The sequence below is a fragment of the Pseudomonas sp. HLG18 genome, assembly GCF_051903985.1.
Taxonomy (GTDB): Bacteria; Pseudomonadota; Gammaproteobacteria; order Pseudomonadales; family Pseudomonadaceae; genus Aquipseudomonas; species Aquipseudomonas fluorescens_BT.
Window position 1 is genome coordinate 3,955,444 of sequence record NZ_CP195831.1, and the last position, 21,355, is coordinate 3,976,798.

General features: G+C 58.7%; 21 protein-coding genes and 1 tRNA gene. 10 read left to right on the plus strand and 12 right to left on the minus strand.

All coding sequences use genetic code 11. From position 1 onward, the window contains the following. Positions 1-48: 48 nt before the first annotated feature. Complete coding sequence (gene cysE / locus ACSPX5_RS18135) at positions 49-825, minus strand: serine O-acetyltransferase (protein WP_085699842.1); 777 nt, start codon at positions 823-825, stop codon at positions 49-51. A 2-nt stretch (positions 826-827) separates the two neighbouring features. Then, entirely contained in the window at positions 828-1,598 is a 771-nt protein-coding gene (trmJ, locus tag ACSPX5_RS18140) for a tRNA (cytosine(32)/uridine(32)-2'-O)-methyltransferase TrmJ (protein WP_323161732.1), read from the minus strand. Between the two features lie 145 nt (positions 1,599-1,743). Here trmJ and suhB point away from each other — a divergent pair, with 145 nt between their 5' ends. After that, complete coding sequence (gene suhB / locus ACSPX5_RS18145) at positions 1,744-2,562, plus strand: type III secretion system regulator SuhB (RefSeq protein WP_085709393.1); 819 nt, start codon at positions 1,744-1,746, stop codon at positions 2,560-2,562. Positions 2,563-2,657: 95 nt separating this feature from the next. Here suhB and ACSPX5_RS18150 read toward each other — a convergent pair whose 3' ends face one another. The 6 genes from ACSPX5_RS18150 to queA form a co-directional block, all read right to left on the minus strand. Next, the gene (locus ACSPX5_RS18150; protein WP_169431787.1) at positions 2,658-3,206 is read right to left on the minus strand and encodes a glycine zipper 2TM domain-containing protein; all 549 of its coding nucleotides are present in this window, start codon (positions 3,204-3,206) and stop codon (positions 2,658-2,660) included. Positions 3,207-3,327: 121 nt separating this feature from the next. Continuing rightward, positions 3,328-4,242: a protein translocase subunit SecF gene (secF, locus tag ACSPX5_RS18155; RefSeq protein ID WP_085709391.1), complete on the minus strand. Its 915-nt coding sequence runs from the start codon at positions 4,240-4,242 to the stop codon at positions 3,328-3,330. A 9-nt stretch (positions 4,243-4,251) separates the two neighbouring features. Beyond that, positions 4,252-6,120, minus strand: a complete 1,869-nt coding sequence (gene secD, locus ACSPX5_RS18160) for a protein translocase subunit SecD (RefSeq protein WP_169431789.1) — start codon at positions 6,118-6,120, stop codon at positions 4,252-4,254. Between the two features lie 64 nt (positions 6,121-6,184). Then, positions 6,185-6,520 (minus strand): preprotein translocase subunit YajC, encoded by a 336-nt coding sequence (gene yajC / locus ACSPX5_RS18165; RefSeq protein WP_007956696.1) that lies wholly within the window; start codon positions 6,518-6,520, stop codon positions 6,185-6,187. 43 nt (positions 6,521-6,563) lie between these two features. Beyond that, on the minus strand, positions 6,564-7,679 hold the full coding sequence (gene tgt, locus ACSPX5_RS18170; RefSeq protein WP_161794909.1) for a tRNA guanosine(34) transglycosylase Tgt: 1,116 nt from the start codon (positions 7,677-7,679) through the stop codon (positions 6,564-6,566). A 14-nt stretch (positions 7,680-7,693) separates the two neighbouring features. Continuing rightward, the gene (queA, locus tag ACSPX5_RS18175; RefSeq protein ID WP_439820025.1) at positions 7,694-8,743 is read right to left on the minus strand and encodes a tRNA preQ1(34) S-adenosylmethionine ribosyltransferase-isomerase QueA; all 1,050 of its coding nucleotides are present in this window, start codon (positions 8,741-8,743) and stop codon (positions 7,694-7,696) included. A 108-nt stretch (positions 8,744-8,851) separates the two neighbouring features. Between queA and ACSPX5_RS18180 the strand changes: the two genes are divergently transcribed. Both ACSPX5_RS18180 and ACSPX5_RS18185 read left to right on the plus strand, forming a co-directional pair. Further along, positions 8,852-8,936 (plus strand) — tRNA-Leu (locus tag ACSPX5_RS18180). A 93-nt stretch (positions 8,937-9,029) separates the two neighbouring features. Next, positions 9,030-9,359 carry a hypothetical protein gene (locus tag ACSPX5_RS18185; protein WP_439820026.1) on the plus strand — a complete coding sequence of 110 codons (330 nt, stop codon included), beginning with the start codon at positions 9,030-9,032 and terminating at the stop codon, positions 9,357-9,359. A gap of 199 nt (positions 9,360-9,558) precedes the next feature. Here the strand turns inward: ACSPX5_RS18185 and ACSPX5_RS18190 are convergent, their stop codons facing one another. Beyond that, entirely contained in the window at positions 9,559-9,687 is a 129-nt protein-coding gene (locus ACSPX5_RS18190) for a hypothetical protein (RefSeq protein WP_439820027.1), read from the minus strand. A gap of 119 nt (positions 9,688-9,806) precedes the next feature. Between ACSPX5_RS18190 and ACSPX5_RS18195 the strand changes: the two genes are divergently transcribed. From ACSPX5_RS18195 to ACSPX5_RS18205, 3 genes are all read left to right on the plus strand, one after another. Continuing rightward, positions 9,807-10,160, plus strand: a complete 354-nt coding sequence (locus tag ACSPX5_RS18195) for a hypothetical protein (RefSeq protein ID WP_323161727.1) — start codon at positions 9,807-9,809, stop codon at positions 10,158-10,160. Positions 10,161-10,292: 132 nt separating this feature from the next. After that, entirely contained in the window at positions 10,293-11,036 is a 744-nt protein-coding gene (locus tag ACSPX5_RS18200) for a hypothetical protein (protein ID WP_439820028.1), read from the plus strand. A 72-nt stretch (positions 11,037-11,108) separates the two neighbouring features. Further along, entirely contained in the window at positions 11,109-13,028 is a 1,920-nt protein-coding gene (locus tag ACSPX5_RS18205; protein WP_439820029.1) for an alkaline phosphatase D family protein, read from the plus strand. An 89-nt stretch (positions 13,029-13,117) separates the two neighbouring features. Here the strand turns inward: ACSPX5_RS18205 and ACSPX5_RS18210 are convergent, their stop codons facing one another. After that, complete coding sequence (locus tag ACSPX5_RS18210) at positions 13,118-14,293, minus strand: aspartate aminotransferase family protein (protein ID WP_169431807.1); 1,176 nt, start codon at positions 14,291-14,293, stop codon at positions 13,118-13,120. A gap of 102 nt (positions 14,294-14,395) precedes the next feature. Here ACSPX5_RS18210 and ACSPX5_RS18215 point away from each other — a divergent pair, with 102 nt between their 5' ends. From ACSPX5_RS18215 to ACSPX5_RS18230, 4 genes are all read left to right on the plus strand, one after another. Next, a complete protein-coding gene (locus ACSPX5_RS18215) occupies positions 14,396-15,301 on the plus strand; it encodes a LysR family transcriptional regulator (RefSeq protein WP_169431808.1) in 906 nt (301 codons plus the stop codon). Positions 15,302-15,582: 281 nt separating this feature from the next. After that, positions 15,583-17,064: an MBOAT family O-acyltransferase gene (locus ACSPX5_RS18220; RefSeq protein WP_439820030.1), complete on the plus strand. Its 1,482-nt coding sequence runs from the start codon at positions 15,583-15,585 to the stop codon at positions 17,062-17,064. Positions 17,065-17,075: 11 nt separating this feature from the next. Further along, positions 17,076-18,203: an alginate O-acetyltransferase AlgX-related protein gene (locus ACSPX5_RS18225; RefSeq protein ID WP_439820031.1), complete on the plus strand. Its 1,128-nt coding sequence runs from the start codon at positions 17,076-17,078 to the stop codon at positions 18,201-18,203. 78 nt (positions 18,204-18,281) lie between these two features. Next, complete coding sequence (locus ACSPX5_RS18230) at positions 18,282-18,797, plus strand: hypothetical protein (protein WP_439820032.1); 516 nt, start codon at positions 18,282-18,284, stop codon at positions 18,795-18,797. A 7-nt stretch (positions 18,798-18,804) separates the two neighbouring features. Here the strand turns inward: ACSPX5_RS18230 and msrA are convergent, their stop codons facing one another. Together msrA and ACSPX5_RS18240 are read right to left on the minus strand one after the other, a co-directional pair. After that, positions 18,805-19,509 (minus strand): peptide-methionine (S)-S-oxide reductase MsrA, encoded by a 705-nt coding sequence (msrA, locus tag ACSPX5_RS18235; protein ID WP_439820033.1) that lies wholly within the window; start codon positions 19,507-19,509, stop codon positions 18,805-18,807. A 15-nt stretch (positions 19,510-19,524) separates the two neighbouring features. After that, complete coding sequence (locus tag ACSPX5_RS18240; RefSeq protein ID WP_439820034.1) at positions 19,525-21,333, minus strand: cytochrome c biogenesis protein DipZ; 1,809 nt, start codon at positions 21,331-21,333, stop codon at positions 19,525-19,527. Between the last annotated feature and the right edge of the window lie 22 nt (positions 21,334-21,355).

A 21,355-nucleotide genomic window follows, 5' to 3' on the forward strand; every position in this document is an offset into this window, starting at 1 on the left:
GGTCTGCGGCCTAATGGCACACCGGTCGGCAGCAGCCCTGCAGGGGCGTCAGTGGAGCTTGGATTCGTCCTTGCCCTTGACGCAGGCGAAGTCTTCTTCACGCAGCTCGGGCAGGTCTTTCGCACAGTAATTACTGCCCAGATCCTTAAGCGCGCCGCACATTCCTTCCAGACGTCCGTCCACCGCTTGCAGGTGATCGAGCAACTGGCCAATGGCACGCGCCACCGGATCGGGCATGTCTTCGCTGACGCCGTAGGCATCGAAGCCAATCTTCTCGGCCATCGCCTTGCGCTTGGCGTCGACCTCATCATCGGACTTGACGATGATCCGGCCCGGGATCCCCACCACAGTGGCGCCCGGAGGCACTTCCTTGGTGACCACGGCGTTAGAACCGACCTTGGCGCCAGCGCCAACAGTGAACGGACCGAGCACCTTCGCGCCCGCCCCCACCACCACGCCATCGCCAAGCGTCGGGTGACGCTTGCCCTTGTTCCAGCTGGTACCGCCGAGCGTCACGCCCTGATAGATCGTCACGTCATCGCCGATTTCAGCGGTTTCGCCAATCACGATACCCATGCCATGGTCGATGAAGAAGCGTCGACCGACCTTGGCACCCGGATGAATCTCGATTCCGGTCAGCCAGCGACCGAAGTTCGACACCAGCCGCGCCAGCCATTTCAGATCATTGCGCCAGAGCATGCCGGCCAGTCGATGAATCCAGATTGCATGCATGCCGGGGTAGCAGGTCAGGACTTCAAAAGCGTTACGCGCCGCCGGGTCTCGGTGGAATACGCTCTGGATATCTTCACGCAAACGCTCGAACATCATTAATCCTTCCGCTTAAGGAGCTCGCCACGGGCCGCTTTTTGGGTTTCCGTGAGGATGCCACGCAAAATATTCATTTCCGCTCGGCTGACCGAGCTGCGTCCGTACAACCGGCGCAGGCGCGCCATCAAGTGCCGAGGCTTTTCCGGATCGAGGAATTCGATCGCAACCAGCGTCTGTTCCAGGTGCTCATAGAAGCGCTCCAGCTCATCCATGGTCGCAAGCTCTGCGCTTTTCACGGAGGCCACTTCTTCCTTCTCGACCTTGGTCGGCTGTCCCTGTGCGGCCAGCCAGGCCATGCGCACTTCATAACTCAACACCTGCACCGCCGCCCCGAGGTTCAGCGAACTGAACTCAGGATCGGAAGGGATGTGCACGTGATAGTGACATCGCTGCAGCTCTTCATTGGTCAGCCCGGAATCTTCACGACCGAACACCAGCGCGATTTCCGCGCCCTGCCCGGCCTCCTCGACCACTTTGGTCCCGCACTCGCGCGGATCCAGCAATGGCCAGGGAATGCGCCGGTCACGGGCACTGGTGCCGAGCACCAGATTGCAACCGACCAAGGCGTCTTCCAAGGTGGCGACGACTTGCGCGCTTTCAAGGATGTCACCGGCACCGGAAGCACGGGCATCGGCTTCGTGATGCGGAAAGACTCGCGGATCAACCAGCACCAGACGCGACAGGCCCATGTTTTTCATGGCGCGCGCGGTCCCGCCGATGTTTCCCGGATGGCTGGTGTTGACCAGGACGACACGAATATTCTGCAGCACGGCGGGCGCTCTCGGACTCGGCAAAGGGGTGCAAATCTTACAGAACAGCCTACCGTTAAGCTATGAAAGCGAACAGCGACCTTCACCTGAAGAAAAGTTCTGATAGAATGCGCGGCTTTCTTTAACAACCTTAGGTGACACATCCATGCAGCCCATGCTGAATATCGCGCTGCGCGCCGCCCGCAGCGCCAGTGAACTGATCTTCCGCTCCATCGAGCGCCTGGATACCATCAAGGTCGACGAAAAAGACGCCAAGGATTATGTATCCGAGGTGGATCGCGCCGCCGAACAGAAAATCATCGACGCTCTGCGCAAGGCTTACCCGAATCACTCGATCATGGGTGAAGAGACCGGCATGCACGCCGGTAGCGGTATCGAAGGTGAAGAATACCTGTGGATCATTGATCCGCTGGACGGCACCACCAACTTCCTGCGCGGCATTCCTCACTTCGCTGTCAGCATTGCCTGCAAATACCGTGGTCGCCTGGAACACGCCGTTGTTCTGGATCCGGTTCGCCAGGAAGAATTCACCGCCAGCCGTGGTCGCGGCGCTCAACTGAACGGTCGCCGTCTGCGTGTCAGCGGTCGCACCAGCCTGGACGGCGCTCTGCTGGGTACCGGTTTCCCGTTCCGTGACGACCAGATGGACAACCTCGACAACTACCTGGGCATGTTCCGCGCCCTGGTTGGCCAGACTGCCGGCATCCGCCGCGCCGGTTCGGCGAGCCTGGATCTGGCTTACGTTGCTGCCGGTCGTTTCGATGCTTTCTGGGAGTCGGGTCTGTCCGAGTGGGACATGGCAGCTGGCGCCCTGCTGATTCAGGAAGCTGGCGGCCTGGTGAGCGACTTCACCGGCGGTCACGACTTCCTTGAAAAAGGCCACGTCGTCGCCGGCAACACCAAATGCTTCAAGGCAGTTCTGACGGCGATCCAGCCGCACCTGCCAGCCTCGCTGAAGCGCTAAGCGTTCCGCGAAATCAAAAAACACCCTTCGGGGTGTTTTTTTATGGGCATGAAAAAGCACCCCGAAGGGTGCTTTTCTTATAAGCCTTCAGCCAGTTACTGGCCTGGCGCGTTCTGCGACAGGATCAGCTTGCCTTCCTTGTCGACCGGAATCTGGTTGCCCGGATCACGATCCATCCGCACCTTGCCTTCCTTGCCGTCCAGCGAATACCGGACGTCATAGCCCACGACCTTGTCGCTGATGTCATTCACCGTGTTACAGCGAGTCTGAGTCGTGGTGTAGGTATCACGCTCCTGCATACCCTCCTGAACCTTGTTACCGGCGTAACCACCACCGACCGCACCGGCCACCGTGGCAATCTTCTTGCCGGTGCCGCCGCCGATCTGGTTACCCAGCAGACCACCCGCCAGCGCACCGACAACGGTGCCGGCGATCTGGTGCTGATCTTTCACCGGCGCCTGCCGGGTCACCGTCACATCCTTGCACACTTCACGTGGAGTCTTGATTTGTGTCTTGACCGGCTCGACGGCCAATACCTGCGCATACTCAGGGCCGCTTTTCACCAGGCTGTAGGTGGCAACAGCGCCCCCGGCAGTCACACCGACAGCACCCAGTACCGCACCAACCAGCAACGACTTGTTCACATGAACCTCCTGACCATCACATGCGGGACGCGCCCGCGCTTCTCCCAGCCTTGGAGCAATAAAAAAGGCGCGAGTTCAACTCGCGCCTTTTTTTGACTGACAACCGGGTTAACGATGGCCGTTATGGACGGTCGTCGACTTCCTTCTCGGTATTGGCCGGCGGAATCAGGTCTTCCGAAGACAGGTTCAGCCAGATCAGCACCACGTTGGCGATGTAGATCGACGAGTAGGTACCCGCCAGAACACCAATGAACAGGGCGATGGAGAAGCCGAACAGGTTGTCGCCACCGAAGAACAGCAGCGCCGCGATCGCCAGCAAGGTGGAGATCGAAGTCGCCATGGTGCGCAGCAGGGTCTGAGTGGTCGAGATGTTGATGTTCTCGATCAGCGAAGCCTTGCGCAGCACGCGGAAGTTCTCACGCACCCGGTCGAACACGACGATGGTGTCGTTCAGCGAGTAACCGATAATCGCCAGCACCGCCGCCAGCACCGTCAGGTCGAAGGTGATCTGGAAGAACGACAGGATACCCACGGTCACGATCACGTCGTGAATCAGCGAAACGATGGCACCGACCGCGAATTTCCACTGAAAGCGGAAAGCCAGATAGATCAGGATACCGCCGAGCGCCAGCAGCATGCCGAGGCCGCCCTGGTCGCGCAGCTCTTCACCGACCTGCGGGCCGACGAACTCGACGCGCTTGACCGTCGCCGGGTTCTCACCGCCGACCTTCTGCAGCGCTTCCGCTACCTGATGGCCCAGCTGCGGGTCTTCACCCGGCATGCGCACCAGCAGGTCGGTGGTCGCACCGAAGTTCTGCACGACCGCTTCGTGATAACCGGCGGTAACCAGTTGCTCACGCACCTTGGTGACGTCGGCCGGACGCTCGTAGGTCAGCTCGATGAGCGTACCGCCGGTGAAGTCCAGGCCCCAGTTCATGCCCTTGTGGAACACGCTGAACAAGGCCAGCACGGTAAGGAACAATGTGACGCCGAACGCGAAGTTGCGAACGCCCATGAAGTTGATTGTACGTAACATGGCAGCCCCTTAAATCCACAACTTCTTGAAGTCACGACCGCCGAAGATCAGGTTGACCATCGCGCGGGTCACCATGATGGCCGTGAACATCGAGGTAAAGATCCCGAGGGACATGGTCACTGCGAAACCCTTCACCGGGCCGGTGCCCATGGCGAAGAGGATGCCGCCGACCAGCAAGGTGGTCAGGTTGGCGTCGAGAATCGCAGTGAATGCCCGGCCGAAGCCTTCGTTGATTGCACGCTGCACAGTCATGCCGGCGGCGATCTCTTCGCGGATCCGCGAGAAGATCAGCACGTTGGCGTCGACCGCCATACCCATGGTCAACACGATACCGGCGATACCTGGCAGGGTCAGGGTTGCACCCAGCAGCGACATCAACGCCAGCAGCAGCACCATGTTCACCGCCAATGCGACAGTGGCGATCAGACCGAAGAAGCGGTAGATGGCGATGATGAACAGCGAGACAAACAGCATGCCCCACAGCGATGCATCGATACCCTTGGTGATGTTGTCCGCACCCAGGCTCGGGCCGATGGTACGTTCTTCAGCGAAGTACATCGGAGCCGCCAGACCACCGGCACGCAGCAGCAGCGCCAGCTCGGACGACTCGCCCTGGCCGTTCAGGCCGGTGATACGGAATTGCGCACCCAGCGGCGACTGAATGGTCGCCAGGCTGATGATTTTCTTCTCTTCCTTGAAGGTCTGCACGGCAACGTCTTTCTCGACGCCGTCGACCATCTGCTTGACGTAGGTGGTCACCGGACGCTGCTCGATGAAGATCACCGCCATGCTGCGACCGACGTTGCTGCGGGTCGCACGACTCATCAGCTCGCCACCGTGGCCATCCAGACGGATGTTCACTTCAGGCGTGCCGTGCTCGCCGAAACCGGCCTTGGCGTCAGTCACCTGGTCACCGGTGATGATCAGGCCACGCTCGATCTGGGCAGGAGGACGCTTGCCTTCGCGGAATTCAAAGGTTTCGGAAGTGGCTTTCGAAGCGCCCGGCTCTGCAGCCAGACGGAACTCCAGGTTGGCCGTCTTGCCGAGGATACGCTTGGCTTCGGCAGTGTCCTGCACGCCCGGCAGCTCAACCACGATACGGTTGGCGCCCTGACGCTGGACGATCGGCTCGGCAACACCCAGCTCGTTGACGCGGTTACGTACCGTGGTCAAGTTCTGCTTGATGGAATATTCACGGATTTCCGCCAGCTTGGCCGGGGTCATCGCCAGACGCAGCACCGGTTGCCCGTTGAGGTCAGCCGGAACAATGTCGAAATCGTTGAAGTTCTTGCGGATCAGCACGCGGGCCTGTTCGCGGGAGTCAGCATCGCTGAAGCCCAGCTGAATGGCACCATTGAGCTGCGGCAGGCTGCGATAGCGCAGTTTCTCTTTGCGCAGCAGGCTCTTGACGTCGCCTTCGTAGACTTTCAGGCGTGCGTCGAGGGCTTTGTCCATGTCCACTTCCAGCAGGAAGTGCACACCACCGGACAAGTCCAGACCCAGCTTCATGGGGTGCGCGCCCAGGCTGCGCAGCCATTGCGGAGTGGTCTGTGCCAGGTTCAGCGCGACGACGTAGTCATCACCCAATGCCTTGCGTACAACGTCTTTGGCCGGCAACTGGTCTTCAGCCTTGGTCAGACGGATCAGACCGCCCTTGCCGTTCGCTGCCAGACTCGAAGCCTTGACGTTGATCCCGGACTCCTTGAGCGCGGTGCTCACGCGGTCCAGGTCGGCCTGGTTGACCTGCAGGGCCGTGCTGGCGCCGCTGATCTGGATGGCCGGGTCATCGGGGTACAGATTGGGAGCGGAATAAATCAGACCGATCGCCAGCACCGCCAGGATCAGAATGTATTTCCACAGAGGATATTTGTTCAGCATCACGCCGCCCGTTATGAACGCGGGGCGCCTTGCGCGCCCCGTCGATTGAGTAGAAGTTGGAACCTTAGATCGCTTTCAGCGTGCCTTTTGGCAGCGTGGCGGCGATGGCGCCCTTCTGGAACTTCATTTCCACGGTGTCGGAAACTTCCAGAACCACGAAGTCATCGGCCACTTTGGTGATCTTGCCGGCGATGCCGCCGGTGGTGACCACTTCGTCGCCCTTCTGCAGGCTGCTCAGCAGGTTCTTCTGCTCTTTGGCGCGCTTGGCCTGTGGACGCCAGATCATCAGGTAGAAGATGACCAGGAAGCCGACCAGGAAAATCCACTCGAAGCCGCCGCCCATAGGCGCTGCAGCCGGTGCAGCCGCGTCAGCCATGGCATTAGAGATAAAAAAGCTCATTTAGCACTCCAGTTGCAAATGTTGAATCTTGGGGTCAGAAAACTCAGTCCAAAGGCGGAACGGGGAGCCCGCGTTTGGCGTAGAAGGCATCGACAAAGGCGGCCAATGTACCCTGTTGAATAGCCTCGCGCAAACCAGCCATCAGCACCTGATAATGGCGCAAGTTATGGATGGTATTGAGCATGCTTCCCAGCATTTCGCCGCACTTGTCCAGGTGATGCAGATAGGCGCGGGAGAAGTTCTGGCAGGTATAGCAATCGCAGGTCGGATCCAGCGGCGAATCATCATGGCGATGGAACGCGTTACGGATCTTCAGCACGCCTGTATCAATGAACAGATGCCCGTTGCGGGCATTACGGGTTGGCATCACGCAATCGAACATGTCCACACCGCGGCGCACACCCTCAACCAGATCTTCCGGTTTGCCAACGCCCATAAGGTAACGAGGTTTGTCAGCCGGCATCATGCCCGGCAGGTAATCGAGCACCTTGATCATTTCGTGCTTCGGCTCGCCCACCGACAGACCGCCGATGGCCAGGCCATCGAAACCGATCTTGTCCAGACCTTCCAGCGAGCGCATGCGCAGGTCCTGGTGCATGCCACCCTGAACGATGCCGAACAGCGCCGCCGTGTTGTCGCCATGGGCATTCTTCGAACGCTGAGCCCAACGCAGTGACAGCTCCATGGACACGCGGGCGACGTCTTCGTCAGCCGGGTACGGCGTGCATTCGTCGAAGATCATCACAATGTCGGAACCCAGATCGCGCTGGACCTGCATCGATTCTTCCGGGCCCATGAACACTTTCGAGCCGTCGACCGGGGAGGCGAAGGTCACGCCCTCCTCCTTGATCTTGCGCATGGCGCCGAGGCTGAACACCTGGAAACCGCCGGAGTCGGTCAGGATCGGGCCTTTCCACTGCATGAAATCGTGCAGGTCGCCGTGCTCCTTGATCACTTCGGTACCCGGGCGCAGCCACAGGTGGAAGGTGTTGCCCAGAATGATCTCCGCGCCGGTGGCGACGATGTCACGCGGCAACATGCCCTTGACCGTGCCGTAGGTGCCCACCGGCATGAAGGCCGGGGTCTCGACGGTGCCACGGGGGAAAGTCAGACGACCACGACGAGCCTTGCCATCGGTGGCAAGCAACTCGAAAGACATACGACAGGTGCGACTCATACGGATTCCTCTGGGCCGCGGGGGGCGGGATTACGGGTGATGAACATCGCATCACCGTAGCTGAAAAAGCGGTAACCGTTGTCCACGGCAGCTTTATAGGCGGCCATGGTTTCCGGGTAACCGGCAAACGCCGAAACCAGCATCAACAGCGTGGATTCGGGCAAATGGAAATTGGTCACCAGGGCATCGACCACGTGGAACGGCCGGCCCGGGTAGATAAAGATATCGGTATCGCCGCTGAACGCTTTGAGCACGCCATCGCGGGCGGCGCTTTCCAGCGAACGCACGCTGGTGGTGCCAACGGCAATGACTCGACCGCCGCGCTCACGGCAAGCGGCGACTGCATCGACCACATCCTGACCGACTTCCAGCCACTCACTGTGCATGTGGTGATCTTCGATTTTCTCGACGCGCACCGGCTGGAACGTGCCAGCGCCGACGTGCAACGTGACGAACGCAGTCTCGACGCCCTTGGCGGCGATCGCTTCCATCAGCGTCTTGTCGAAGTGCAGCCCGGCGGTCGGTGCAGCCACCGCGCCCAGCTTCTCGGCGTAAACCGTCTGATAACGCTCGCGATCCGAACCTTCGTCCGGGCGGTCTATATAAGGAGGCAACGGCATGTGCCCGACACGGTCGAGCAACGGCAGCACTTCTTCGGCAAACCCCAGCTCGAACAGCGCATCGTGACGCGCCAGCATCTCGGCTTCGCCACCACCGTCGATCAGGATCTTCGAACCCGGTTTCGGCGACTTGCTGGAACGCACATGGGCCAACACACGGTGCGTATCGAGCACCCGCTCGATGAGGATTTCCAGCTTGCCGCCGGAGGCTTTCTGCCCGAACAGCCGCGCCGGAATCACCCGGGTATTGTTGAACACCATCAAATCACCCGGGCGTAAATGCTCAAGCAGATCAGTGAATTGACGGTGTGCCAGGGCGCCGCTGACCCCATCCAGGGTCAACAGGCGACTACCGCGACGCTCGGCCAAAGGGTGGCGGGCGATCAGCGAATCAGGAAGCTCGAAGGTAAAGTCAGCAACGCGCATGATGGGGTTCGTCTAGCAGGGCCGGAAAGTCTAGCGGAAATATCGAAAATTGACCATGAAACGTGATTGACCAACGGTAGGCACCTCTCTATACTTCGCCGCCATTGAGCCCTGATGGCGGAATTGGTAGACGCGGCGGATTCAAAATCCGTTTTCGAAAGGAGTGGGAGTTCGAGTCTCCCTCGGGGCACCAAAATTAAAAAAGGTCTTGCTTAGCAAGGCCTTTTTTTTCGTCTGTCGGAAAGTGCCGCTGACCATCCGGCAAGATCTCACACAGGTTCACACCATGGAAACGTCACTGGAAACCGTCGCCCTGTTCTCCCTCAAACTCGCCTACGAAGAAGAAGGCCTGAGCCCGATTCTGCGGGATGACATGGTCATGGGCGACTATCAGAAAGACGTTTTCGAATTGTTGGTGCGCCGAGGTGATGTCGAGACGATCCAGTTCAAGATGAACGAGTGCCTGGCGCTGGCGATGAATGCGCTGGGTGGCGTCGAGAAACCGTTGGGGCGGGAACTGCACACGTTGTCGACCGACTTCAGTCAGGCGCAGTCGCTGGATCAGCTGGATCAGCCGCTCCTCGCGCTCAAGGGTTATTTGAAGGACGTTCTGTAATCAGACGTGCGATCTGAAGAAACAGCCCCTCAGACTACTTGCGCACCTTTACCACTTGACTGTCGATGGGGAACCCGCCTGTTTCTTCCAGCTTCTTCCATCCCACGTATTGAAAAATCGCGTCACGATCGGTGGTATCGCCCCTCTCCACCATGGCTCCGCCCAGCACCGCGACCTCTCTATAGATTGCGCAGTTGCCCTAATCGGGATGGGCGGTGTAGATCACGTAGGGTTTGACGTATCGGACGGCTCGGCAATGTCTGCCGCCACGCCAGTCGACCTTGATCATCAATGTCTTCAGATGCGCTTCGCCAGAAATGCCAGGCATGTGTAGTCCATTGCGCAGCTGAAGAAAGTGGCGCGACGCTACTATTTTGCTATCTTGCCATCCACTGCCGGGCGGGGCGCAAAGAACCTGACCGGTACTGACTCAAATGGAAGGATTCGATGGACTTTGCGTTTTGTCTTTTAGCCTGGGCGGCCATGTGGGTGTGGGTCGTCCAGCAGCGTGGTAGCTGGAACCTGTTTCTCGCCAACCTGCTGGGCGCTGCCAGCGGTCTGGTGGTGGGACTGGTGGTCTCGGAGTTTTACATCGGCCTGTTCGGGTCGACCCGGCCACACGTATCCGGGCTGACGGGTACATTGCTGGAAATGATGACAACCGCCGCGGCACTGATCGGCGTGTGGATGCTGGTCGCGCGACGCTCGCAAGTCGAGCCCGTCATTGCGCGGCAGCTTCTGGCAGGCCTTTGCGGCACGGTGGCCGGCATCACAGCCCTGGCGTTTTTTGCACTCAAGTGATCTTTATCGACACTGGGCATGAAGGTTCTCGTGGCACCAGAAATCTATTTTGATATCTTGCCGTCCACCGTCAGGACTCATTCTCCACGACGCACTGTTTTCAGGTTTTTGCAGGTTTAAGGAAAGGATCGAATGGAGTTTCTGCGTTTTCTGGCATTTGTCGCAGCCTGGGGTTTCATGTGGCGCTGGGTGGTAAAAAACCGCGGCAGCTGGAATCTGTTTTACGGCAACCTGGTCGGTGCAGCGGGCGGCTTTATTGTGGCGCTGGTGGTGTTGTCGATCACTTTTTCACTGTTCCCTTCGGCGCATCGCTACGAAGCGGCGCAGACTGAAAACGTGGTGGCGCAGGACGCCGAGCCGACGTCGTTGCTGCCGGAAGCCGAGTCGGCTGCAAGCCCCGCTGCGCTGAAAGACGCGCCAGTGTTTGCCGCTATCGAGCCGGACGACAAACCCTCTCTACCAGATTCGGCATTGCTGCCGAACTACGCCAGTCGGGCGCCGAAGACGATGTCGGTGCAAACCGTGATTGACCAGAGTGACGGCCAGGGACGCAAGGCCCTGACAGCCCTGAGCAAAAAACTGCGCAACGACGCGCAGGGCGACAAGTCGATGCTCGCGTATGTCATGTGCAGCCCGTTCGTGACCAGTACCTTGCGCTTCCCCGCTTCTGCGCGGTTTGCCGATAGCAAGAGCCTCACCCCGCAACGCTTCAAGGAACAGGTCTACACCTTCAGCAACACCGTCACCGCGCGGAACATGAATGGCGACGACGTCACTTACCGTTTCGACTGCTCCGTGCAAGAACAACCAAGCGTCGACACGACGCCTGCCGAATGGCGCCTGTTGGCGCTGAAGCTGCAAAAGGTGGACTCTTAAGCCTCGCTTAAGGGTTGAAAGCACAGGCTGAGCTATTATCGCCAGCCTGTGCGACCTGAGTTTTGCCCTCCGATGTCTCAAACTTCTGTTGACCTGACTGCGCTGCCTCCTGTGCTGGCCGGCCCCCTGCTGCGACGGCTGGAGCCGACGCGCGTAGTGCTTTGGCTGGTCGGCAGCCGCGAGTTGGCGCTGACCTTGCGCCTGCAAGGCGCAGGAGACATTCCACTGGAGGCCGGGAAATGCACGGTCATTCCTGTGGGCGCTCATGCATTCATTCACCTGATAGACATCACGCTCGACAGCCCCCTGCCTTTTGATACGCGTGTCGATTACGACTTGCTGATCGATGGCCGACATCCCGTCGCCGACTGGGCGCCGCATCTGTTATACGGTAGCGCCTTGTGCCCGAACCTGGTCGTGCGCTCGCGGATCGATCAACTGCTCCACGGCTCCTGTCGCAAACCGCATCACCCTTCGACTGACGGTCTGCTCTGTGTCGATCAACTGCTGGCGGCTGAAAACGAGCCACAACAACGCCCTGCCTTGTTGATGATGAGCGGTGATCAGATCTACGCCGATGACGTCGCCGGCCCGATGCTACGGGCGACTCATGCCCTGATCGAGCGGCTCGGCCTGTTCGGTGAGCAACTCGAAGGCGCGGTGGTCAGCGACAGCGCTCGACTCTACGAACACCCGGCCAGCTATTACCACCGTGCGGATTTGTTACCGGCGCTCGAGAGCAACGAGACGTTGCGCGAGCGATTTTTCGGCGGTGCGCGCAAGCCGATTTTCACCAGCAGCAGCGCGGACAATCACCTGGTGACGTTCGCTGAAGTCATGGCCATGTACCTGTTGGTGTGGTCGCCGACGCCATGGACGCTGATCGATCCGCAAGTCCCGAAGCTGACGCACGAACGCCAGCAGCGCTACGCACTGGAGCAGACCCGGATCGATGCCTTCAAGGCAGGTCTTGGCAACGTCGCCCGAGCATTGGCGCACTTGCCGAGCCTGATGATTTTCGATGATCACGACATCACCGATGACTGGAATCTTTCCGCGCAATGGGAGGAAACCGCCTACAGCCACCCGTTCTCCAAACGCATCATCGGCAACGCGCTGATCGCCTACATGCTGTGTCAGGGCTGGGGCAACAATCCGGATGCATTCAGCACAGTGCTGGAGAAAACCCGTGGCCTGAGCGCCGGCGGTGACGACCGTCATCTCGACGCTCTCGTGCAGGACGAATTGATTGATGAACTGCTGCGCTTCCAAAACTGGCACTTCGTGCTGCCGACCAGCCCGGCGCTGGTGGTACTCGACACCCGCACCCGTCGCTGGCGCAGCGAGATGGCGCTCAAGCAACCTTCCGGTCTGCTGGATTGGGAAGCCCTGAGCGAACTGCAACAGGAACTGCTCGATCATCCCTCGGCGATCATCGTTTCACCGGCGCCGATCTTTGGCGTGAAGCTGATCGAGACTGTGCAGAAAGTCTTCAGCTGGTGCGGTTATCCCTTGTTGGTGGACGCGGAAAACTGGATGGCCCATCGGGGTGCGGCCCAGGTGATCCTGAATATTTTCCGACACACCCGTACACCCGGCAGCTACGTGGTGCTGTCAGGAGACGTGCATTATTCCTTTGTCTACGAAGTGCTTATCCGACACCGCAAGGCCGGACCGCGAATCTGGCAGATCACCAGCAGCGGCATCAAGAACGAATTCCCGCCCACCCTGCTGGAATGGTTCGACCGCCTCAACCGCTGGCTCTACTCACCCCGTTCGCCGCTGAACTGGCTGACCAAGCGCCGGCGCATGCGCATCGTGCCGTACGTTCCCGAGCATGCCGAAGCCGGTGAACGGCTATGGAATTCGGCGGGGATCGGTCAGGTGTTTTTCAATGAACAAGGGCAGCCCCGAGAGATCATTCAACACAACTCGAACGGCGCGCCGAAGACCCGGATGCAGGCGCCGGATCTGACGGATTATCCTGATTAGGATTGCGGCAATATCCGACAGCAGATTTACCCGGACGAAAAAATGGCTGCCGAAAAAATCGGCAGCAACTTCAGGCGATCTCGTGGCGGTCAGTTTGCCTCAAGCATCCGCCCCACTCCCCTCACAATCATCCCCACCTCCCGCTCATCAATCGTCAGCGGCGGCAGCAGCCGGATCGTCTTGCCGCGAGTAACGTTGATCAGCAACGCGTGATCCCGCGCGGCAATCAGGGTCAGGTCGCGGATCGGCTGTTTCAGTTCAATACCGATCATCAATCCCTGTCCACGAATCGCCAGCACATTCGGGTTGTCCGCCAGTTCCGCCCGCAAACGGCTGAGCAAGTGCTCGCCTTGTGTCCGGGCATTCTCCAACAGCCCCTGCTCTTCAATGATGTCGAGCACCGTACAACCCACCCGACAGGCCAGCGGATTGCCGCCGAAGGTGCTGCCATGGCTGCCCGGCGTAAACAGTTCCGCCGCCCGGCCCTGTGCCAGGCAGGCACCGATCGGCACACCATTGCCCAGGCCCTTGGCGAGGGTCATGACATCCGGGACGATGCCTTCGTGCTGAAACGCAAACCACCGCCCGGTGCGGCCGATGCCGGTCTGGATCTCGTCGAGCATCAACAGCCAGGCGTGGCGATTGCATTGTTCGCGCAGGGCTTTCAGGTAACCCGGCGGCGCCATCTGCACACCGCTTTCGCCCTGGATCGGCTCGACCAGAATCGCCACGATCCGCTCGCCATGTTTTTGCTGCACCTGCTTCAGCGCTTCAAGATCACCAAATGGCACTTTGACGAAATCCCCCGGCAGCTCGTTGAATCCCAAGCGCACCGCCGGGCCATCGCTGGCGGACAAGGTGCCGAGAGTGCGGCCATGAAACGCATTGGCCATGACCACCACCAGCGGCTGTTCGATCCCTTTGCGCCAACCGTGCAGCCGCGCCAGTTTCAGCGCGGTTTCATTGGCCTCGGCGCCGGAATTGTTGAAGAACGCCCGCTCCATCCCTGACAGCTGCGTCAGCTTGCGCGCCAACTGCTGCTGCCAATCGATGCTGTAGAGGTTGGAGGTGTGCAGCAGCAATCCCGCCTGCTCGCTGATCGCCGAAACAATTCGCGGATGCGAGTGGCCGACATTCGTCACCGCCACTCCTGCGACGGCATCGAGGTATTCACGACCGGCCTGATCCCACAGTCGAGTGCCCAGACCCTTGGTGAAACTCAGGGCCAATGGTTGGTACGTGTTCATCAGGGCGGCGGCGGTCATGACTTCAAACTCCAGTGAAGGTCGGTGTGCTTGCAGTATGGTTAGCCACCAGAACTGGATAAACTCGGCAAAACTTCAATCATTTAAAAGCAGGGCTTGATAATGGATCTGTTCCAGTCGATGAGCGTCTACGTCAAGGTTGTGGAAACCGGCAGCATGACGGCGGCCGCCCTGCAATGCGAAATGTCCACGACCATGGTCGGCAATCACCTGCGGGCATTGGAACAGCGCCTTGGCGTGCAACTCCTGCAACGCACCACACGCCGTCAGCGGCTGACCGAATTCGGCACGGTCTATTACCAGCGCTGTCTGGAAGTGCTGGGCCTGGTGCAAGACTCCGAACGACTCGCCGAGCAAACCCTGGATGAGCCGCGCGGCTTGCTGCGCATCACCGCGCCGTTAACCTTTGGTGTCGAACGCCTGGCTCCGGCGCTCAGCGAATTTTCCCTGCAGTATCCGCAAGTCAGAATGGATGTCGTGCTGACCAACAGCCGCCCGGATCTGCTGGAAAGCGGTCTCGATGTCGCGTTCCGCCTCGGCCATTTCGAGCAATCGAACCTGATCGCCCGCCCATTGATCGACTACACCCTGACCGTCTGCGCCTCCCCGGAATACGTGGCCCGGCGCGGCATGCCCCTGACACCTGAAGACCTGCAACAACACGATTGCCTGTCATTCGCCTACCCCGCCGGCGATGACTGGCAATCGGTGGAAAAACGCTGGCGATTGAGTGGTCCGGAGGGTGAAATCATGATCGACGTCAGCGGGCCGATGCTGATGAATACTTCCGCCGGTTTGCATCAGGCTGCCCGCACCGGCATGGGTATCGTGATGTTGCCCGATGCACTGGTGGAACAGGATCTGCGCGACGGCAAACTGGTCACGGTGATTCCCGACTACCAGCCACCGAGCCGCCCATTGCACCTGCTTTATGCACAGGATCGCTATCGTTTGCCGAAACTGCGGCGCTTCGTCGAGTTTGCGATGCGGACATGGGGAAAAAACTGACTACGCTTGGCATCGGTTCAATTGCATTCATCCACTCATCAAGGACTCGATCACCCAATGGAAAACGCTCTGACGGTACGCGATCTTTTACCCGCCTGGGGTTTGAAGCCTCAGTGATTGCGATGGAACGTCCTCTGTGTTTAAACACTCAGCAAACTTGAATGCCATTTCCGAGATGTGCGTAGGAACCGTCTAGACCAGCACTTCCAGTCTTCACGATTACATTGGGCTTGATACAATCCGCCGCTTTTCTGAAAGCACGGACACATTCCAGGCCCTTCATGACCTTCAGCTCCCCAAAATTCTTCCTGATCTACCTTCCCATTGTCTTTTTTGTGTACTTTTTCCTGAATCGCAAACGACTGATCACGGCTGGAAAAGTCTGGCTTGTCATTGCCAGCCTGATCTTTTACGGGCACTGGAGCGTCGCGTATATTCCTTTGCTCGGGCTCTCCATTGGATTCAATTTCATTGTGGGAAAAAGCCTTGCGACCCCCAACCGACCTGTGACGTCTTGCCTATCTAAAAAAGCCATTCTCGTTATTGGAATCGTCACGAATCTGGCCTTGCTTGGATACTTCAAATACGCCAATTTCCTTGTCGACAACATAAACTCGGCTCTTGGTACAGACCTGTTTTTTGTCCAGGTCGTTCTGCCTTTGGGCATCAGCTTCTACACTTTTACGCAGATCGCCTTTCTGGTGGACTGCTACAAGAACCTCGCGAAAGAGTACAGCTTCGTAAACTATGCGTTGTTCGTAACGTTCTTTCCTCACTTGATCGCCGGGCCGATTCTTCACCATAAAGAAATGATGAGCCAGTTTCAGTCGCGCTGGACGCTCGCCGTTCGCCACAGAAACATAATGATGGGGCTGTTTATTTTCAGCATCGGTCTTTTCAAGAAAGTCGTGCTTGCCGATACATTCGCCATCTGGGCGGATGCCGGCTTCGCACAAGGTGTCAGCCATGATTTTTTCAGCGCCTGGGCGACCAGCCTTTCCTATACCTTTCAACTCTATTTTGACTTCAGTGGTTATTGCGACATGGCAATAGGTGCAGCGCTGTTGTTCAACATCTGTCTGCCAGTCAACTTCAACTCACCTTACAAGTCGCTGGACATCCAGGACTTCTGGCGGCGTTGGCACATGACGTTGAGCCGCTATCTTCGCGATTACCTATACATACCGCTAGGCGGTAACAGAGGGGGTCGGCAGCGCTTGTATTTCAATTTGATGATTACTTTCGTTCTCGGTGGACTCTGGCATGGCGCGAGCTGGATGTTCATCATTTGGGGAGCATTACACGGCGGCGCCATCGTCATGCATCGGATCTGGAAACAATGGGGCATGTCGCTGCCCGATCCTGTCGCATGGATTGTTACCTTCATGTTCGTGAACATCACATGGGTATTCTTCAGAGCCGATACCGTTGACGATGCCCTGCGCATACTTCGTGGGCTGGTAGATTTCGACTCAATCCATCAACTCGCCGTCAATAGCGTGCCGACCGCCAATCTTGCATGGGGAGGGATTTTTTCCGACCGTTTGCTAGAGATCCTTCCCGCAGGCCTGGTCGCCAACCTTGCACCCACATTGATGATCGCGATCGCCCTGCTGATCATTCGCCAGAAGAATGCTTTCGAACTCACCGTTCGCAGCGACTTCGGGCATGCGAAGGCGCTCGCAATGTCCACACTGTTTTGCCTCGCGCTGTACACCGGCGTGCAAAGCAAAAGCCCCGTTTTCCTCTACTTCAATTTCTGAGGATGCCGCCAATGAAAAAGAAATTGTATGCGGCACTCACTCTGACAGTGCTGATCATGAGCGTTGTACCGGCGATCAATCTTAAACAGGTGTTCACGGCACAGAGCGACGTGAAATGGTGGAAATCAAAGGTGTTGTACAACATGGATTCATTTCATGCTGTCATCAGCGAATGGATCTATCCCATCGGGCTGTCCATCAGTCCGGGGAAAGTCATCATCGGCAAGGATGGCTGGCTGTTTCTCGGTGACGACTACGCCAATACGATTTCATCGAAACGTATGGGTATGAACCAGGAGGATACTCGGACAGTCGAGAAAGTCGCCCGGTCCGTAGAGGCCTGGAGTCAATGGTTGAACAACAAAGGCGTGGTCGCCTTTCGCATTGTCGTAGGCCCGGACAAGGACTCCGTATATCCGGAACACCTCCCGAACTGGTCGTCGCACGCCCCTGCCAGGCCAACCGATGTGCTGCTGCGTTACGTGCGAGATGATATTTATGTCGATCCGACAAAGGCGTTGCTCAAGGCCAAAGAACAATTTCTCCATCCGCTCTACTACAAGACCGATACACACTGGAACAACGCAGGTGCATGGATCGCCTTCGATGAGTTGCGCAAAAGCCTTTCGAAAAGCCAGGCTCGGTTGATATGGCCGCAGGCTCGGGAACCCTTGATTCTGAAAACTCACGAACGCCTTGGTGGTGACCTGGCCCAGTTTCTGAGGATTCAAGCGTCGCTGACCGACCATGAGACCGTGCTCAATTTCCCTGACGAATACGCACTAACGGTCGAACACCAGGACTTCAACTCCGGTGACATCACATTCGCGGGTCAAAACATCGGTGTCGCGTCTCCGGCGTCACCTCTTTTGGTCAAATCGCCTCACGCCCTGAATGCGAAAAAAGTACTTTGGTTACGTGATTCGTTTGGCATGTCAATGTCTCCCTTGATGTCGGCCACCTTTACCGAAACATTGCATGTGTATTATCTGCCGCTCAAACCTGAGGGGCTCGTCTCACTCATTGAACGATTCCAACCGGACTATGTGTTCATCACGAGTGTCGAGCGAGATATTCGCAGCGACTTTTTCCAATCAGGACCACCCATCGCCGACGTTGAAGCCGCAGTGATCAATTAGCCAAACAGGAAGGTGCTTTTGCCTTGAGTTCGATAACGACTATGCTCGTTTATCTCTTTCCAGCATGGATGCTGCACGATGCTAACGATTCTGCAAAACACCCCGATACGGGCGTACGTGATTTTTCTGTTGCTGGTTTATTTCGGGATCAAGGCATTTTCTCCCCGCCGTGAAAGCCGTCTCTCGATGCTCATCACACCACCCGCATTTTTGGCGTGGTCGTTGTACTCCGTGAACTTGACGATCGACCCGGTCCTGTTCCTTGGCAGTTGGTTCGGCGCGCTGTTGCTGGGTGGTCTCGCGGCCTGGATGGTGTTTTCCCGCAAGGGCGTGGTACTTGACGACTCCGCGACCGGGCTGATCATGCCGGGCACCGTGAAAATCCTGATCATGCTCCTGATGTTTTTTTCCGCGAACTTCTACTTCGGATATCAACAGGACGTAAATCCGGAGTTTTCTGCTTCTGCGGATATGCTCCTGCTCAAGTCCACGGTATCGGGTTTCATGTGCGGCCTGATCAGTACCCGTTCGCTGAAGCTCTACTGGACACTGCGAACCCTCGCCGCCCGACAGTCGCCAGTGACCGCACAATAACCAGTGATCACGACCCGCTTTTCACCAGCACCGGCTTCTCCTGATAACGTTCGGCGAACAGTTGCTTCAACTGCGCCACTTTCGGCAGGTCGTTGATCACGATGTATGGATAGGTCGGGTGTTCGGTCAGGAAGTCCTGGTGATAATCCTCCGCCGGGTAGAAGCCGTTATAGGTTTCCAGCCGGGTCACGATGGGTTTGCTGTAGGCATGCGCCGCATCGAGTTGAGCGATATAGGCCTGGGCCACTCGTTGCTGATCGGCATTGACCGGGAACAGTGCCGATCGATATTGCGTGCCGCTGTCCGGCCCCTGACGATTGAGTTCGGTCGGGTTGTGGGCCACCGAGAAGTAGATCTGCAACAGGCTGCCGTAGCTGACTTGAGTTGGATCGAAGGTAACCTGCACCGACTCGGCATGCCCGGTGTCGCCCTCGCTGACTCGTTCATATTCCGCCGTGTCGGCCGCGCCGCCAGCGTATCCGGAAACGGCTTTCTGCACGCCTTTGACGTGCTGGAAAACACCCTGCACACCCCAGAAACAGCCGCCAGCGAACACTGCCGTCTCGCTGTGTGCCTGGGTGTTCTCATCAAGAGCCGGCGGCGCAATGGCCACACCCTCCTCGGCGCCGAAAGAAAATGCCGAGCATTGACCGATCACCCCGGCCGCTGCGACGCCCAGCAACAGACGACGCCAGATAATTCGAGTTTTCATGTCGCGCACTCCTGATCAGCCGAAGGTAAAGGCGTAGGCCGACACGCCCGGATCGAGAAACTCGATACTGAAGGTTCGATCCTTCACCCCATCGTTTTGCCGCACCAATTGATACAAACGCTGCTCGGTTACCCGACCACTGCCGTCAGGCGCCACATCGACTCCGTGGGCATCGCCGGGTGCCTGACCATCGATGGTCACCTTGAAACGCACCGGTTTACCGTCCGTACCCGGCCCCAGCACCAGATGCAGGTCACGGGCATGGAACCGGTAAACGATACGACTGGCTGGCGCACTGGCGGTGGCGCGCTCGGCACCGACCGCCCATTGCCCGCCCAGACTCCAGTCATTCAGGGCCAGGTTGGTCGGCGTCGTGTAAGCCGCCACCTTGTCAGGCACGAGGCTGGTCTCCGGTACGAAATGTTCCGCGCGCTGGTAGCCGACGTAGGTTTCCGGCGACAGCACCTGATTCATGTCCGGCGCCAACTGCACGCCTTGGGCATCGGCATTGATCAAACCGTCGGCGACGGTTTTCGCACCGGCCTCACGCAGCAGTTGCTGGATGACGCGTTCCGATTCGGCGTAGTCCCCTTCGCCAAAGTGGTGGTAACGAATGCGCCCCTGTGCGTCGGCAAAGTAATGCGCCGGCCAGTATTCATTGCTGAAAGCACGCCAGATCCTGTAGTCGTTATCGACGGCAACCGGGTAGTTGATACCCAGTTCCTTCATGGCTTTGGTGACGTTGCCTACGTCACGCTCGAAGGCGAATTCCGGTGCGTGCACGCCGATCACCACCAGGCCCTGATCCTTGTACTTCTCGGCCCAGGCTTTGACATAAGGCAGCGTGCGCAGGCAGTTGATGCAGGAGTAGGTCCAGAAATCCACCAGCACCACTTTGCCCTTCAATGCCTGTGCATCCAGGGGGGCGGAGTTAAGCCATTGCACGGCGCCATCGAGCGGCGGCAGCTGACCTTCGACCGGCAAAGAGCCCGGCGCCTTGGCAGCCATTTTCATCGCGCCACCGGCGGCCATCATGCTGCTGTTCGCCGCATCATCCGCAGCGGGAATCTGCGCCATCATCGTGCCGTTGCTTTGAGGGGATTTTCCCACGAGCTTGCCGACCAGTGCCTGTTCCAGACCGCCGGTGGAGGCGGTCGAGACCCGTGCCAGAATCCCGGTATCGAGGCCCAGCGCGATGGCGGCCACACCGGCCAGCATCGCAGCGCCGAGCCCGCGGCGGATCCACTCGCCGGTGCCGATCGAACGCTTCATCAGCGCAAAAACCTTACCGCCGAGCAGCAGCGCCGCAGCCAGCGACGTAGCCGCGCCCGCCGCGTAGGCGAGCAACAACAGCGTGGTGGCGATGCTTGCCCCTTGCAGTGCGGCTCCGGTCAGAATCAAGCCGAGGATAGGCCCGGCGCACGGTGCCCAGAGCAGCCCGGTGGCGACACCGATCAGAAACGACGCGCCGGGACGCGGACGATTGTCCCGGCCGGCGGCCTCCGACAGGCGACTGCCGGCGGACACCAGCGGCCGGGTCAGACGCTCGGCCAGATGCGGCAGCAGCAAGGTCAGCCCGAACAGTGCAACGAACAGCAACGCGAGCCAGCGACCGTACTGATTGACTTGCACCACCCAACCGCCGCCCACCGCCGCCAGTGTCGCAACGAGGGCGAAGGTCAGAGCCATCCCGGCCAGCAGCGGCAAGCCACTCTTGATAAACGGCTGCCCGGTGCGAGCGAAGACAAAAGGCAGAACCGGCAGGATGCACGGGCTGACGATCGTCAGCACACCGCCGAGATAAGCGAGAACCAAGAGCCACATGGTGTCGTCCTGTAGTGAGTGA